At 64.5% G+C, this 14,208-nt stretch carries 12 protein-coding genes and 1 pseudogene; 9 read left to right on the top strand and 4 right to left on the bottom strand.

The window, feature by feature from the left end:
* Positions 1–37 precede the first annotated feature (37 nt).
* The 3 genes from ACNO8X_RS22650 to ACNO8X_RS22640 all read right to left on the bottom strand — a co-directional run bounded on the left by ACNO8X_RS22650 (position 38) and on the right by ACNO8X_RS22640 (position 3,396).
* Positions 38–838 carry an SDR family NAD(P)-dependent oxidoreductase gene (locus ACNO8X_RS22650; RefSeq protein WP_418006002.1) on the bottom strand — a complete coding sequence of 267 codons (801 nt, stop codon included), beginning with the start codon at positions 836–838 and terminating at the stop codon, positions 38–40.
* Between the two features lie 367 nt (positions 839–1,205).
* On the bottom strand, positions 1,206–2,069 hold the full coding sequence (locus tag ACNO8X_RS22645) for an SDR family NAD(P)-dependent oxidoreductase (protein WP_418002806.1): 864 nt from the start codon (positions 2,067–2,069) through the stop codon (positions 1,206–1,208).
* Between the two features lie 895 nt (positions 2,070–2,964).
* Positions 2,965–3,396 (bottom strand): integrase core domain-containing protein, encoded by a 432-nt coding sequence (locus ACNO8X_RS22640; RefSeq protein WP_418006001.1) that lies wholly within the window; start codon positions 3,394–3,396, stop codon positions 2,965–2,967.
* A gap of 363 nt (positions 3,397–3,759) precedes the next feature.
* Here ACNO8X_RS22640 and ACNO8X_RS22635 point away from each other — a divergent pair, with 363 nt between their 5' ends.
* The 7 genes and pseudogenes from ACNO8X_RS22635 to holA all read left to right on the top strand — a co-directional run bounded on the left by ACNO8X_RS22635 (position 3,760) and on the right by holA (position 11,025).
* Positions 3,760–5,247 (top strand): flavin-containing monooxygenase, encoded by a 1,488-nt coding sequence (locus ACNO8X_RS22635; RefSeq protein ID WP_418002805.1) that lies wholly within the window; start codon positions 3,760–3,762, stop codon positions 5,245–5,247.
* Between the two features lie 318 nt (positions 5,248–5,565).
* Positions 5,566–5,886, top strand: a complete 321-nt coding sequence (locus ACNO8X_RS22630; RefSeq protein WP_418002804.1) for a hypothetical protein — start codon at positions 5,566–5,568, stop codon at positions 5,884–5,886.
* Between the two features lie 169 nt (positions 5,887–6,055).
* Positions 6,056–6,205, top strand: a pseudogene (locus tag ACNO8X_RS22625) (IS3 family transposase); the annotation flags it as partial.
* Between the two features lie 119 nt (positions 6,206–6,324).
* A complete protein-coding gene (locus ACNO8X_RS22620; protein WP_418002803.1) occupies positions 6,325–7,137 on the top strand; it encodes a ComEA family DNA-binding protein in 813 nt (270 codons plus the stop codon).
* Positions 7,134–8,630 (top strand): ComEC/Rec2 family competence protein, encoded by a 1,497-nt coding sequence (locus ACNO8X_RS22615; protein ID WP_418002802.1) that lies wholly within the window; start codon positions 7,134–7,136, stop codon positions 8,628–8,630. Before ACNO8X_RS22620 ends, ACNO8X_RS22615 begins: the two co-directional genes overlap by 4 nt.
* Positions 8,631–8,660: 30 nt before the next feature.
* On the top strand, positions 8,661–10,019 hold the full coding sequence (locus ACNO8X_RS22610; RefSeq protein ID WP_418002801.1) for a glutamine synthetase: 1,359 nt from the start codon (positions 8,661–8,663) through the stop codon (positions 10,017–10,019).
* Between the two features lie 43 nt (positions 10,020–10,062).
* Positions 10,063–11,025, top strand: coding sequence for a DNA polymerase III subunit delta (gene holA / locus ACNO8X_RS22605; RefSeq protein ID WP_418002800.1), 963 nt, complete (start codon positions 10,063–10,065; stop codon positions 11,023–11,025).
* A 66-nt stretch (positions 11,026–11,091) separates the two neighbouring features.
* Here the strand turns inward: holA and rpsT are convergent, their stop codons facing one another.
* On the bottom strand, positions 11,092–11,352 hold the full coding sequence (gene rpsT, locus ACNO8X_RS22600; RefSeq protein ID WP_071286160.1) for a 30S ribosomal protein S20: 261 nt from the start codon (positions 11,350–11,352) through the stop codon (positions 11,092–11,094).
* A 229-nt stretch (positions 11,353–11,581) separates the two neighbouring features.
* Between rpsT and ACNO8X_RS22595 the strand changes: the two genes are divergently transcribed.
* Both ACNO8X_RS22595 and ACNO8X_RS22590 read left to right on the top strand, forming a co-directional pair.
* On the top strand, positions 11,582–13,237 hold the full coding sequence (locus ACNO8X_RS22595; protein ID WP_418002799.1) for a circularly permuted type 2 ATP-grasp protein: 1,656 nt from the start codon (positions 11,582–11,584) through the stop codon (positions 13,235–13,237).
* Entirely contained in the window at positions 13,237–14,208 is a 972-nt protein-coding gene (locus ACNO8X_RS22590) for an alpha-E domain-containing protein (protein ID WP_020102144.1), read from the top strand. The genes ACNO8X_RS22595 and ACNO8X_RS22590 overlap by 1 nt, the downstream gene beginning before the upstream one ends.

Genomic DNA, 14,208 nt, shown 5'->3' with positions numbered 1-14,208 from the left:
CTCCGACGGAATCAATGGGATAGGAATGCCGTGCTGACTAGTTGCCGCGCATCATTGCTTGTGCCAGCACAGCGTCCGGTACCAGCGCGGCGACGAGGCCGAGCCCCCGGGCGATGCGCGGTGAGATTTGTTCGGGGCGGTTCTCGATGGCGTGCACGATCCATTCCGCCGCCTCGGTTGCTGAAAGAGACGGCCGGTTGGCATATTTCGCGGTCGGAGCAGCCATCGGTGTTCGAACGAGGGGGTAGTACAGTGTGGTGACGTCGATGTTCTCGGGTCCAAGCTCTGCGGACAGTGTCCGCCCGAAGACGCCGAGGGCACGTTTCGAGGCGGCGTAGGCGGAGTATCGGGGTGCTACCCCGATCAGGGCGGCGGCGGTTGAAACGTTCACGATGTGGCCGAATCCGCGATCGCGCATCCCCGGCAGGAACCCCAGTGTTAGCTGCACCGGGCCGAAGTAGTTCAGTGCCATCGTGCGTTCGTAATCGTGGAACCGGTCTGCCGCGTCGCCGATGTTTCGGCGAATCGATCGGGCGGCGTTGTTGACTAGCACGTCTGGCGTGCCGTGCTCTGCGATGACGCGCTCGATGAGATCTGCGCGCGCTTCGGAGTCCGATAGGTCGGCGCAGTACCAGTGTGACACCCCGCCGGTCTGGGTGATCTTCTCCTGCAGTGCTTCCAGCTCGGGCTCGCGGCGGGCGACCATGATGACCTCGGCCCCGTGGTCGGCGAGCAGCTGTGCCGCCATTGCGCCTATGCCCGAGGATGCTCCGGTCAACACTATTTTCAGACCTGGCAAGGTGTTTTCGACGGGTCCGCCGGATCTGGGTCTGGACATGGCGTGTCGTGCCAGCCGATTGATTAGGGGGGTCGTTGGAGAGACTGATCGTTGCATGGTCGGCATCGTCCAACCCTGCCACAGTGTTGTGAGATAATTCAATGGCAATGTCTCCTGCGTGATCAACGCTACACAGCGTATTCGGACTATTTGAGACAAATTAGAATAATTGGTGCAGCTAACAACGTGGGGCTTGGAGTGTCCAGACTCCGTAATCCCACGCCTATGCGGCGAGCGCGCCGGCGTGGGATTACGGACCCGTTGGCTCTCATTCCGCGGCGGCAGAGTGGGAGCCGTTTCGGCACCAATCTCGCGTCGGCTCAGGTCCACAGCGGCGGTGGTGTTGGTAGAATCCAAACGTGGGAGTTCAGCTTAGATTGTCACCGATCGGTGCAGCAGATCCTTTGCCTATCCGCGCGTTGTAGGTCTCGCGGAGTTCGTCATTGGCGACCATGAATATGTCTGCGATGCGTGGCGATCTCAGCAGCCGGCGCTTAACTCCACCAGGAAGGGCGCCTGCGGCTGCGACAACGCCTAAGCCGGGAATCGGGTAGGCGTGAAGTTGTTGCGTCCTTATAACTTTCAGAATCGTCCGAGCAACACGTTCAGGCGTGGTAGGCGGAATGCCTCCGGTACTCAAGCCGGCGATGAGGTCGGTGGCGGTGTGCATGGGCTGAACGGTGGATACTCGAACACCCTCGCTTTCGAGTTCGGCGTTGAGCGATTCGCTGAAGCCGACGACCCCGAACTTTGCCGCCGTGTATAGCGAGAGCCCGGGCGCTGGCAGTCGTCCCGCGATCGACGCAACGTTGATGATATGGCCGCTCGCCCGTCGCAACATTCGATCGGCGGCTAACTGTGAACCGCTAATTACCGCAAGTAGATCGATGTCGATAGTGCGCCGGATCAGCTCTTCGTCGTAACCAAGGAGAGGCCCGGTGGGCATGATTCCAGCGTTATTGATCAAGACGTCCACAGGTCCGAGCTCGACCTCGGTGCGATCGAGGAACGCGGCGAACGAGTCCCGTTGCGTAACGTCTAGTTTGACTCCGGTGATGCCCAGGTCGCTGGCCGCCTTGCGCACCATGTCCTCATCGATATCGCCGATAATCACCCGGGCCCCGGCGGCGGTGAGCGCTTTCGCTGTCGCAAATCCAATTCCACGGGCGGCTCCGGTGATCGCGACGACCTTGTCAGCGACGCTATTGGCTGCATGCAGAGCAGAGCTCATATTGCATCTCCTAATCTGTGGCACTCGTGCTGTGCGGGAAGTTGATACGTTGTGCTGGACCTGGAACTAGAAGAACCGTGAAACGGGGAGAACCTCGGATAGTTTCCAGGGCGCCCGCACCGGCTTTTCGTGTATGGGCAGCTGGCTTGACGGTGAGCCGACCGCTTGTCGCGTACTGATCATCTCCAGCCGAAGTCGCTATCGCTGCGCGCCCACGGCTTCCACGAAGGGCCTGCTGCTTCGGTCGTTTCATTACCGTTGGCGATCACGCTGCCCATCGCCACTCATCATCGTGATGTACGTTCGAGCCTGATCGACACGATTGGTGATGTTTGTTGCGTAGTCTCGCCTTGCATCAGGAGAATTTGCCAGCTTTTGATACATATGTCAACAGGTGTGTCTGCTGTCTAGATCTGGGTAGGCTTGGCGACGTTCCATGAATTTCAGACCTTTGAGACGGTCCGATGAGGTGAGGCCCTATCGATATCGCGGCCGCGGCCGGTCATCTCCAAGTCACTCCCGCGGCAGTCCGTCGCTGGCTGCGGTCAGGATGGTCCTCCGAGCCGTGTGCGCGCCCCCCGCCGCGGGGTAGCGGATCACCGATCCCCAGCGGGCGCATCTCGATGTTGAGGAATCCAACGAACGACGATACGTGCACGCGCTCAACGCAATAGCAATCATCGAGCGTGAACAAACGATCTCTCCGTGGGAGAAACAGCGATGGCTAGACAAACACTGCGTTGCGGTCGTGGCCGTCCCGTCCGCCAGTGGTCTCTGCTGTGATGCTTTCGTCCTGCGATGTTGTACTTGATCAGCGTGACCAAAATCGTGGGGTTGCGTGCGATCATCCTCAGCGGCCTGCCGTCTCTGAACCGTCCCGGGTTTGATGCCTGCTTCATGTTTGAGACATAGTCGGCTGGGTCGTTGATAGTCGAGCGTAGTAGGCGCTTTCGTACTCCACCGGTGGGATGTAGTCCATCGGGCTGTGCAGGCGCCGGTTGTTGTACCGGTGGACCCATTGCATGATCGGGTACTCGACGTCGTCGAGGGTTCTCAGTGGCCCGGTGCGGAACGGGCTGCCGGGCCCGAGCGCTTCGGTCTTGAACAACCCCATCGTGGTTTCAGCTAACGCGTTGTCGTAAGCGTTTCCGACGCTGCCAATGGATGCCGCGATCCCTTCCAGCGCAGATGAAGTCGGTGACCCACTTCCGGCTTGGCTTGTGACGATGAAGTCGCGCTCGAGTAGATCCGGTGCCCGCGAGGCGTTCCTGTCGACGATCGTGGTGCGATGTTCTCGGCCCCGAACGATGCCTGAGAGGCACCGCACGCCCACGGTGCTCGATCGGGTAATTCTTGGGCGCGATCGCCATCGTTCTCACAGAAAGAGGCGGCATCAATTCCGGGACGATTCAATGTGGAGACAGCGATGTTCTTTGAACTTGATTGAGGTCTTGACGGGGCTGCGTAGGGAGAGCTAGTTTCGAATTTGATTCCATTCTCTGGATCCGAACCGCCGTTAGAGAACCAACTCAAGCAGCACGTACGTATTGGTCAGGAACGCTACAAGGTCCCGAAGCGATCCATTGCCATCGCCGATATCCCGCGCAATGCAAGCGCGAATGTCTCTCGGGCGCAGATGAAATCGCTCGACGGCATCTCTTAGAACGTCAGCTCACCGAGAGGAATCATCATGGCATCACCGACCACCAACGACCCCACCATCGTCATCATTGGTGCCGGCATCGCCGGTATCACTGCAGCCATCACGTTCAAACGTGCCGGCTTTGACCGGTTTGTCATCCTGGAGAAGGGTTCCGATGTCGGCGGCGTCTGGCATTGGAACCGCTATCCGGGAATAGCTTGCGACGTACCATCATTCGTCTACCAGTTCTCCTTTGCTCTGAAGCCCGACTGGTCACGTATTTGGTCCGACGGCGACGAAATTCAGCGCTACCACCGCGACGTAGTGGACCGATTCGGTTTACGCGAACACCTCAGGCTCAATGCGGAGGTCGTTGCTGCGGAATTCTGCGACCCGGACTGGAAAATCACCCTCGCTGACGGAACATCACTGACTGCCGACTTCGTCGTCGCGGCAACTGGGGTCCTGCATCACCCGTTCATCCCCGACATACCCGGCCTCAGCGACTTCCAGGGGGCCGTCGTACATAGTGCTCGCTGGGACGACTCGGTAGAAACGAGTCGCCGCAAGATCGCGGTAATCGGCAGTGGCTCAACTGCTGTGCAGCTTGTGTCCGCCCTGCAACCAGAAGCCGCTCACCTCACACAGTTTTCGCGTTCTCCGCAGTGGGTTATGTGGGCCCCTACAGACCTTCTCCAGTCCCGACTGATGACCCGGATCCTCGCATCGGCACCGTTAGTCAATCGCAAACTCCACGATGCGGGGTTGTGGGCGACGGGACTCCTCGCCGATGTCGTCCTTCGCCCTACATGGCGTCGACGCCTCGTCCAACGATTCGCGCGCTGGTCACTGCGTGCGCAAATTCACGACAAGGAACTTCGACGCAAACTGACTCCGGACTATCAGCCGCTGTGTAAGCGCCAGGTGCTTTCCGGCACCTACTACCAGGCCATCGCTGCACCGAACGCAAAGTTAGTTACCGACTCGATCACTCACATCACCGAATCGGGCGTCGCCACGGCAGACGGCGCTCATCACAACGTCGACACGATTGTCTTGGCCACCGGCTTTCATCCGCACAACTACATGCGCCCGATGAATCTGCGGGGCCGCGCGGGCGTCACCATCGACGAAGCGTGGGTCAACGGCCCACGCGCATACCGCATGACGGCCATACCGGGATTCCCGAACCTGTTCACTGTGCTCGGCCCCAACTCGCCGACCGGATCAATATCCCTGCAGTACTCCGCAGAATTAACGGCACAGTACATTACGCACTGGCTACGAAAATTCAGGGACGGCCAGCTGCTGACTGTCGAGGTCACCGAGGAAGCCACCGAGCGGTTCAACGACGCCGTCGTGAGTGCCATGGGCCCGACGGTCTGGAACACCGGCTGCAATTCCTGGTACTTCACCGATCAGAAGACGATCGACCTGTGGCCGTTCGACCGCAAGGCGATGTGCAGGATGCTCGAAAAACCCGACGAGCGCGACTTCATCGTCAAACACGACGCGCAGACAACCGTCTACCGATAGCCATCGGTCGCATCGTGAATGCGCCAACTAACCAACCCATCGTACCGTCGAAAGATGGATAATGTTGTGTCACAAAGCAATTAACTGTTTTTCACTGATCCACTTAGCCGGCGCCGTCGTCGTCACCGGCGGCGGCCACGGGTTCGGCACCGCCGCTGATGGATAATTCGGACGCAAGGCTGCCTGTCTGGTGTCGTTGACGTTGGCGTTGCTGCGACGACCTATAGGGAGATTTCTAGCAGCTTCAGCGCTCAACTGGATGTTATCGCAGGGATTTGAATCGTCCCGGGTTTGATGCCGCCTCCTTCTGTGAGAACGATGGAGATTGCGCCCAAACATTATCTGGTCGAGCAGCGTGGGCGTGCGGTGAAGATGGTGCTCGATCATCTCGGTGAGTATCGGCCGGCGTGTGCCGCGTGCCAGGCGATCGGCCCGAAGGTCGGGGTGGGTGTGGAGTCGTTGCGGCGCCGGGTGTTGCGGGCCCAGATTGATCAGGACCAGTGTCCCGGTGCCAGCTCCGTGGTGGCGCAGCGGAATAAAGACTTTGAGCGGGAGGTGCGGGATCTCAAAGAGGTCAACGAGATTCTGAAGTCGGCCTCGATTTTCTTCGCGCGGGAGCTCGGCCCGCGTCGCCGCTGATCTGCTGATTCATCGACCACATGCAGGCGGCCGGCCACCGGATCGAGTCGATTTGCGCTGCCCTACAGACACCACAAGATGACCGCTCATCTGTGTAGTACGGGCGTCGACGTGGGGTGGACCGGCTGATGCGCGATGCCGTGATCACGACGGGCAGGCGGTTGCCGATGGGCCGATTCATCACAGCGACGCAGGGTCGTAGTACACGTCGATTGCGTTCGCGGAAATCCTTGTGCTGGAAGGGATTGCAGCATCCATTCGCAGCGTCGGGGACGCCTACGACAATGCCTTGGCCGAGACGACGAGGGGATTGTTCAAGACCTAAGCGCTCGGGATACCCCTCCATTTTCATCCACAGAACGCGATTGATCCACAGGCAGCGTGTTTTGGCGGGTTTTCCGGGAGTCCCGGTCGGGGCCGGTGCCTAACGTCGCGAACATGGTCACGCAGACACCGATCGACCGGACCCAGCGGCGGCTGACCGCACAGCCGGGAGACACGACGGACCCCGACGTCGAACCCGACGCGCACGACGACACCTCGCTGTCGCGCTGGCTGCCCGACGCGGTGCCCGGCAGCCCGGGGTGGCTCGCGACGGTGCGGGCCGATCCTGGGCGTGCTGGAGTGATCGCGCTGGCGGTGGTCGGCGTGGTCGCGGTCCTGGTGACGGTGATCGCGGTGCTCGGTGACGACAAGCCACCGGTGACTGCGGCGAAACTGCCTCCGGTGCAGATGGTTTCGTCCTCCGCGCCGGGGCCGCCCGCGCCACCGGGGAAGGCCGAGGACGTCGTGGTCAGCGTGGCGGGCCTGGTGCACAAGCCGGGTTTGGTGACGCTCCCGGCTGGTGCGCGCATCGCCGACGCGGTGACGGCCGCCGGGGGAGCGCTGGCCGGCGCCGACCTGGTCGGCCTGAACATGGCCCGCAAGGTGGCCGACGGCGAGCAGATTCTGGTCGGTATCACCGCGCCGGTGGGTGCGCCGGCGGTGATGCGCAGTTCGGCCGGAGCGGCGCCCACCGCGCCAGAGAAGGGGCCGCCCGGTGGGGGCAAGGATCCCAAAGGGCCGGTCGATCTGAACACCGCGACAGAGGAGCAACTCGACGGCCTGCCCGGTATCGGCCCCGTCATGGCGAAAGCGATTGTGGCGTGGCGTACCGCCAACGGTCGGTTCGCGAGCGTCGACCAGCTGGGTGAGGTCGACGGCATCGGGCCGAGTCGGCTGGAGAAACTGCGTGAGCTGGTCAAGGTGTGACGGGAGCTCCCGCGCCGGACGTCCCCGGCATCGACCTGAGATTGGTGCCGGCCGCACTGACGTGCTGGACGGTGACCGCGGTCGGCGTGTGGTGGGGGCCGTGGGCAGCGCTGGCGGCGGTCGTCGTCGCGGTGGCTGCCGTCACGGGTGTCGGTCTGCGGGTGGGTTCGGTGCGCTGGCCCGCGGTGCTTGCCGTTGCGGCTGTGGGTGCGGCGTTCGCGATCGTCGCGACGGTGCGCGTGCACGCGGTCGACACCCATCCGCTGGCGTCACGGTTCGGCACGACGGTGACGGTGACCGTCACGCCGGCCGAGTCCCCGAAGACCATCCAGGGTGGTCGGCTGATGTTCACGGCGTCGTTGCAGCGGCTGCAGGATACCGAATCATCCGGGCGGGTCATGGTTTTCGCTCCGGCCATCGGTTATTCGGAGGTCGGCGTGGGTCGACCGATGGCGTTCCGGGCCAGGGTCACCCGGCCGAAGCGGCGGGACCTGTCGGTGGCAGTGCTGGCCGCAGTGGGCGAGCCCCGATTCGGGACGGCGTCGACCGGGCAGCGCGCGGCAGCGCACGTACGGGCTGAATTCGGCGAGGCCGCACGGCTGTCGCTGCCGCCGGATCAGGCGGCGATGCTCCCGGGACTCGTGCTGGGCGACGTGTCGGCGATCGAGTCGGACACCACGGCCGCGTTCCGCCGAGCGGGATTGACGCATCTCACCGCGGTGTCGGGCGCGAACGTGACGATCGTGTGCGGCGCGGTGCTGCTGAGCGCGGCACTGGTCGGACCTCGGATCGCTGTCGGGTTGGCGGCGGTGACGCTGTTCGCGTTCGTCGTCATCGTGCAACCGTCGCCGAGCGTATTGCGCGCCGCCGCAATGGGTTCGGTGATGTTGATGGGGATGCTGGTGCATCGGCGGCGGCAGGCCATCCCGGCGTTGTCGGCCAGTGTGCTGGTGCTGATGGTGATTTCCCCGGCGCTCGCGGTGGACGCCGGATTCGCGCTGTCGGTGGTGGCGACGGCGGGACTCGTGGTCATCGCGCCGGGGTGGTCGCGCCGTCTGGTCGGCCGCGGCTGGCCGAAGCCGATCGCTGACGCCGTCTGCGTGGCCGTCGCTGCGCAACTCGTGACCGCGCCGTTGGTGGCGGCGATATCGGGCAGCCTGAGTCTGGTCGCGGTGGTCGCCAATCTCCTTGTCGCGCCGGTTATTCCGCCGATCACCATTCTCGGCACCGCGGCCGCTGCGATGGCGTGGTGCTGGCCCGCCGCGGCGCAACTGCTGATCAGGTTCACCGGGCCGGAACTGTGGTGGCTGCTGTATGTCGCGCGGTGGAGTGCCGCGGTTCCAGGGGCGGCGGTGAGCGTCCCGTCGGGCTGGGGCGGCGCGCTGCTACTCGGAGCGACGACGGCCGCCGTGGCGCTGCTACTTGCCGCATGGCGCCGGCGACGAGGCGGTGATCCCCTGGCCGCCGAAGGCGGACGCGCGATACGCCCGTGAACCCCGGCGGCGCGATGCAGAATTATTGACGTGAATGACCATTCAGCCGAGTCCGTGGCGACAGCTGTTGCGGCACTCGAGGCGGCCGGCGCCGGCACCCTGATCGGCACGGTGGTCAACGCTGCAGGGCTGACGCAGGTCAAGGTGGTTCCGCTGAACCGGGTGGCGGGGTTCGCGGACCACGGGCTCGGCACCAGCCCGACGTGGCATGTATTCGCGATCGATCAGACCGGCATCGTGTTCGGCGACCAGACCGGTGTGGTCGGGGATCGCCGGGTACGCATCGACCTGGCGGGACTCCGCATGCTCGGTGACGGACTCGCCTGGGCGCCCGGTGCGTTCTTCACACAGGACGGCAACCCCGACCCGCACTGCGGTCGCGGTGTGCTGCAACAGGTTACGCAGCGATTGGCTTCCGCTGGTTTGACGGCCACTGTCGGGCATGAGGTCGAGTTCGTGCTCGTCGGCCCCGATGGCGCGCAGCTCCCGGCCGCCCTGTGGGCGCAGTACGGCTTGGCCGGCGTGCTCGAATTCGAGGGGTTCGTGCGGGACGTGATGGATGCCGCCAGTGCCGCGGGCGTGGCGATCGAGCAGTTCCATCCCGAATACGGGGCCAATCAATTCGAATTCTCGCTGGCGCCTCGTGATCCGGTGGCTGCCGCCGATCAGCTGGTGCTCGCCCGGATCATCAGCAGCCGGGTGGCCCGCCGCCACGGTCTGCGCATCAGCCTGTCTCCGGTGCCTTTCGCCGGCAGCGTGGGTTCTGGCGCGCATCAACATTTTTCGCTGAGTCGCGACGGGGTGCCGGTGTTCTCTGGCGGTTCGGGAGTGCGGGGCATGACGGCGGCAGGCGAGTCGGCGGTGGCGGGGCTGCTGGCCGGGCTGCCCGGCGCACAGGGTGTCCTCTGTGGCTCGATCGTGTCCGGGTTGCGCATCCAGCCGGGGAGCTGGTCCGGCGCCAATGTCTGCTGGGGCACCGAAAACCGGGAGGCTGCCGTCCGGTTCGTCAGCGCCGCATCCGGAAATCCGTACGGCGCCAACGCCGAGGTGAAGATCGTCGACCCGTCGGCCAGCCCGTACCTCGCCTCGGCGACCATCCTCGGGCTGGCGCTCAACGGCATCACCCGGGAGCTGCCGCTGCCGCCCGAGGTCACCGCCGACCCGGCGTCCCTGACGGCGGCACAGCGCGAGCAGGCCGGCGTCGTGATGCTGCCGGCGAAGCAGGCCGAGGTGCTCGACGCGCTGCGGGGGAGCGACGTGGTTCGCGGCATCCTCGGCGACGCGGCCACGGACGCCGTCCTGGGTGTCCGCGGCTACGAGCAGCAGAACTACGGCGACTTGTCCGACGCCGAACTGGCCGAGAAGTTCCGTTTGGCTTGGAGTGTGTGAGTGCGTGCGAGTGCGTGTCGGCGCGACATGAAACGATCAACGGGTGAGTGGATCGACCGAGGCGTTGCATCTGGTTTTGGGCGACGAGGAACTGCTGGTCGAGCGGGCCGTGGCCGACGTGTTGCGGGCTGCGCGAAAGCTGGCCGGCAACGACAACGTGCCGGTCGATCGGCTGCGGGCCGGTGATGTGTCCACCAGCGAGCTCGCTGAACTGCTGAGCCCGTCGCTGTTCGCCGAGGAACGCGTGGTGGTCCTGGAGTCCGCCGCTGAAGCGGGCAAGGACGCCGTCGCCCTCATCGCCGACGCCGCGGCCGACCTGCCCGGCGGCACCATGCTCGTCGTCGTACACTCCGGTGGCGGCCGCGCCAAGGCGCTGGCTGATCAGCTGAAAAAGCTTGGTGCCCAGGTGCATAACTGTCCCAAGATCAAATGGCCGAACGAGCGTGTCGACTTCGTGAAGAGCGAGTTCCGCGCGCTGAAGGTGAAGGTCTCCGAGGAGGCCGTCAACGCGTTGGTCGATGCCGTCGGCGCCGACGTTCGTGAGCTGGCGGCGACCTGTTCGCAGTTGGTGGCCGACACGAACGGACAAGTCGACGTGGTCGCAGTGCACCGATATCACTCTCGCAAAGCCGAGGTGAAGGGCTGGGATATTGCCGACATGGCCGTCGTCGGTGATGTCTCAGGTGCGGCAGAGGCACTGCGATGGGCGATGCTCAGCGGCGAGCCGCATGTGGTGCTGGCTGATGCGCTGGCCGAGGCCGTGCATGCGATCGCGCGCGTCGGAGGCGCGTCAGGAGATCCTTACCGACTCGCCGGGGAGCTGGGTATGCAGCCGAAGCGAGTCCAAAAGGTACAGCGGCAGGCCCGGCGCTGGTCCCGGGACACTATCGCCGAGGCGCTGCGGGTGGTCGCGGCGTTGAACGCCGACGTCAAGGGCGCCGCGGCCAGTGCCGACTACGCGCTGGAATCGGCGGTGCGTCGCGTCGCCGAGCTGGCCGACAACTGAGGCGAACACAACAAAACCGCGGCCCGATCATCGGGCCGCGGTTTCGCGAAAACTACGAGTTTGAGCTCAGAGCTTGTTGAAGGCCAGGGTCAGCGCCGACTTCTTGTTGGCGGCCTGGTTCTTGTGGATGACACCCTTGGTGGCGGCCTTGTCCAGCTTGCGGTTGGTAGCGACGAGCAGCTCGCCGGCCTTGTCCTTCTCGCCCGCGTCGACGGCCTCACGGAAGCCGCGGATGGCGGTACGCAGCGCGGACTTCACCGACTGGTTACGCAGACGGGCAATCTCGTTGGTGCGGATGCGCTTTTCCTGCGACTTGATGTTGGCCACGCGTGTCGTTCCTTCTAAATCTCATTTTGGGCATGTTCTCCAGAGGAGCATGCTCGGTCTTAAGTCTGTGCTCTTCGCCCGTCAACGGGCAGCGACTGTTCAGGTTACCAGCGTCCACGCAAAAACCCCAAAGCGCGGAGTGCGCGCACTGGCTGGCGACGACCCTGAGCATATCGGTGAATATCTACTTGCCCTGCCGAAACCGCCAGGTTGATGCAGCATGTCTGGCATGAGCCCACGGACATCGCGCAGTGGACCCGTACGGTCGCGGCCAACCACTCCAGGGAATCGCTACGACGGCGTCTTCAACGGCTACGACGACGTTGACAGTTATTCCGAGGCGTACGACGAGATGTTCGACGCCCAGGGCGTCGTGCGCGGCCTCTACAAAGGCGTCTTCGCCGAGCTGGCGCCGTCGGACACGTCCGAATTGGCGGCTCGGTCCGAAGCACTCGGCCGCGCGTTCACCGATCAGGGCATCACGTTCTCGCTGTCCGGTCAGGAACGGCCGTTCCCGCTGGACCTGGTGCCCCGAGTCATCGCGGCCGCCGAGTGGGCAAAACTGGAAAAAGGCATCAAGCAGCGGGTCAAGGCGCTGGAGATGTACCTCGACGACGTCTACGGCGATCAGGAGATCCTGCGTGACGGGGTGATCCCGCGCCGGTTGGTGACCTCGTGCGAGCACTTCCACCGCGAGGCGGTCGGCATCGCCCCGCCCAACGGCGTCCGCATCCACGTCGCGGGCATCGACCTGGTTCGCGACGACAAGGGCGACTTCCGGGTGCTCGAGGACAACCTGCGCTCGCCGTCGGGGGTGTCCTACGTGATGGAGAACCGGCGCACCATGGCCCGAGTTTTCCCCAACCTGTTCGCCACGCACCGGGTCCGCGCCGTCGGCGACTACTCGTCGCACCTGCTGCGGGCGCTGCGCAACGCGGCAGCGTCCAACGAAGCGGACCCGACCGTGGTGGTTCTCACCCCGGGCGTCTACAACTCCGCCTACTTCGAGCACTCGCTGCTGGCCCGGCAGATGGGCGTCGAGCTCGTCGAGGGCCGCGACCTGTTCTGTCGCGACAACGTCGTCTACATGCGGACCACCGAAGGCGAGCGCCAGGTGGACGTCATCTATCGGCGGATCGACGACATATATCTGGACCCCATGCAGTTTCGGCCCGACACCGTGCTCGGCGTCGCCGGCCTGCTCAACGCGGCGCGGGCGGGCAATGTCGTCATCTCCAGCGCGGTGGGCAACGGGGTCGGCGACGACAAGCTGGTCTACACGTACGTGCCGACCATCATCGAGTACTACCTCGGAGAGAAGCCGCTGCTGGCGAACGTCGACACGTACCGCTGCTGGCTCGAAGAGGAGTGCGAGGAAGTGCTCGACCGGATCCGCGAGCTGGTGATCAAACCGGTCGAGGGTTCCGGGGGTTACGGCATTGTCTTCGGGCCGGACGCCTCGGAGAAGGAGATCGCCACGATCTCGAAAAAGGTCCGCGCCGACCCGCGCGGCTGGATCGCCCAACCGGTGGTGCAGCTGTCGACGGTGCCGACGCGGATCGGCGACAAGCTGGCTCCGCGGCACGTCGATCTACGGCCGTTCGCGGTCAACGACGGTGACGACGTCTGGGTGCTGCCCGGCGGGCTGACCCGCGTCGCGCTGCCGGAGGGCTCGCTGGTGGTCAACTCCAGTCAGGGTGGCGGCTCGAAGGACACCTGGGTGCTGGCGTCGCGGGCGTCGACCGCCACGCACGAGCTCGGCGCCGCCGAAGTCGTCCGCTCCCTGCCGTCGGCCGGCCAGGCCGCTGACGAGGGACCACCGCAGCAGGCCGTGCAAACTGCCCATCAACAGCAGCAGCAACAGCAACAGGCGGTGATGTACTGATGTTGGCGCGCAACGCGGAATCGCTGTACTGGATCGGCCGCTACGTCGAGCGGGCCGACGACACCGCCCGCATCCTGGACGTCACCGTGCACCAGTTGTTGGAGGACTCGAGCGTCGACCCCGACCTGGCATCGCGAACGTTGTTGCGGGTCCTCGGGATCGAGCCGCCGGCGGCCCCGCTGGACATGTGGTCGTTGACCGACCTGGTCGCGTTCGGCCGCGGTGACGGGCAGAATTCGATCGTCGAGTCGATCTCGGCGGCCCGCGAAAATGCCCGCGGCGCACGCGAAGTCACGTCCACCGAGATGTGGGAGTGCCTGAACACCACCTACAACGCCCTGGCCGAGCGCGAGCGGGCGGCCAGAAGGCTTGGGCCGCATGAGTTCTTGAGCTTCGTGGAAGGCCGGGCGGCGATGTTCGCCGGTCTGGCCGACTCGACGCTGTCGCGCGACGACGGCTACCGCTTCATGATGCTGGGCCGGGCGATCGAGCGTGTCGACATGACGGTGCGGCTGCTGCTGGCCCGCGTCGGTGACAGTGCGTCGTCGCCGGCATGGGTGACGGTGCTGCGCTCGGCCGGCGCGCACGACACCTACCTGCGGACCTACCGCGGTGTGCTCGACGCCGGCCGCGTCGTCGAATTCATGTTGCTGGACAGGCTGTTTCCGCGGTCGGTGTTCTATTCACTGCGGCTGGCCGAGCGGCATCTGGACGAGCTGCACAACAGGCCGCACGACCGCATTGGTGCCACCGGTGAGGCGCAACGCCTCCTGGGCCGGGCGCGCAGCGAGCTGGAGTTCCTGCAGCCGGGCCTGCTGTTGGACTCCCTGGAGGATCGTCTGGCGGGTCTGCAGCGCAGCTGCCGGGAAATCGGAGAAGCATTGGCGCTGGAGTACTTTCACGCGGCGCCGTGGGTCGCATGGACGGACGCGGGCCACCCGGTGTCGGTTATCGAAGAAGGTGAAATCTGA

Origin of the sequence: Mycobacterium sp. PDNC021 (assembly GCF_048282635.1) — a bacterium.
GTDB lineage: Bacteria > Actinomycetota > Actinomycetes > Mycobacteriales > Mycobacteriaceae > Mycobacterium > Mycobacterium llatzerense.
The sequence above is the reverse complement of the archived record's forward strand: the minus strand, read 5'-3'. Positions and strand labels throughout refer to the sequence as shown.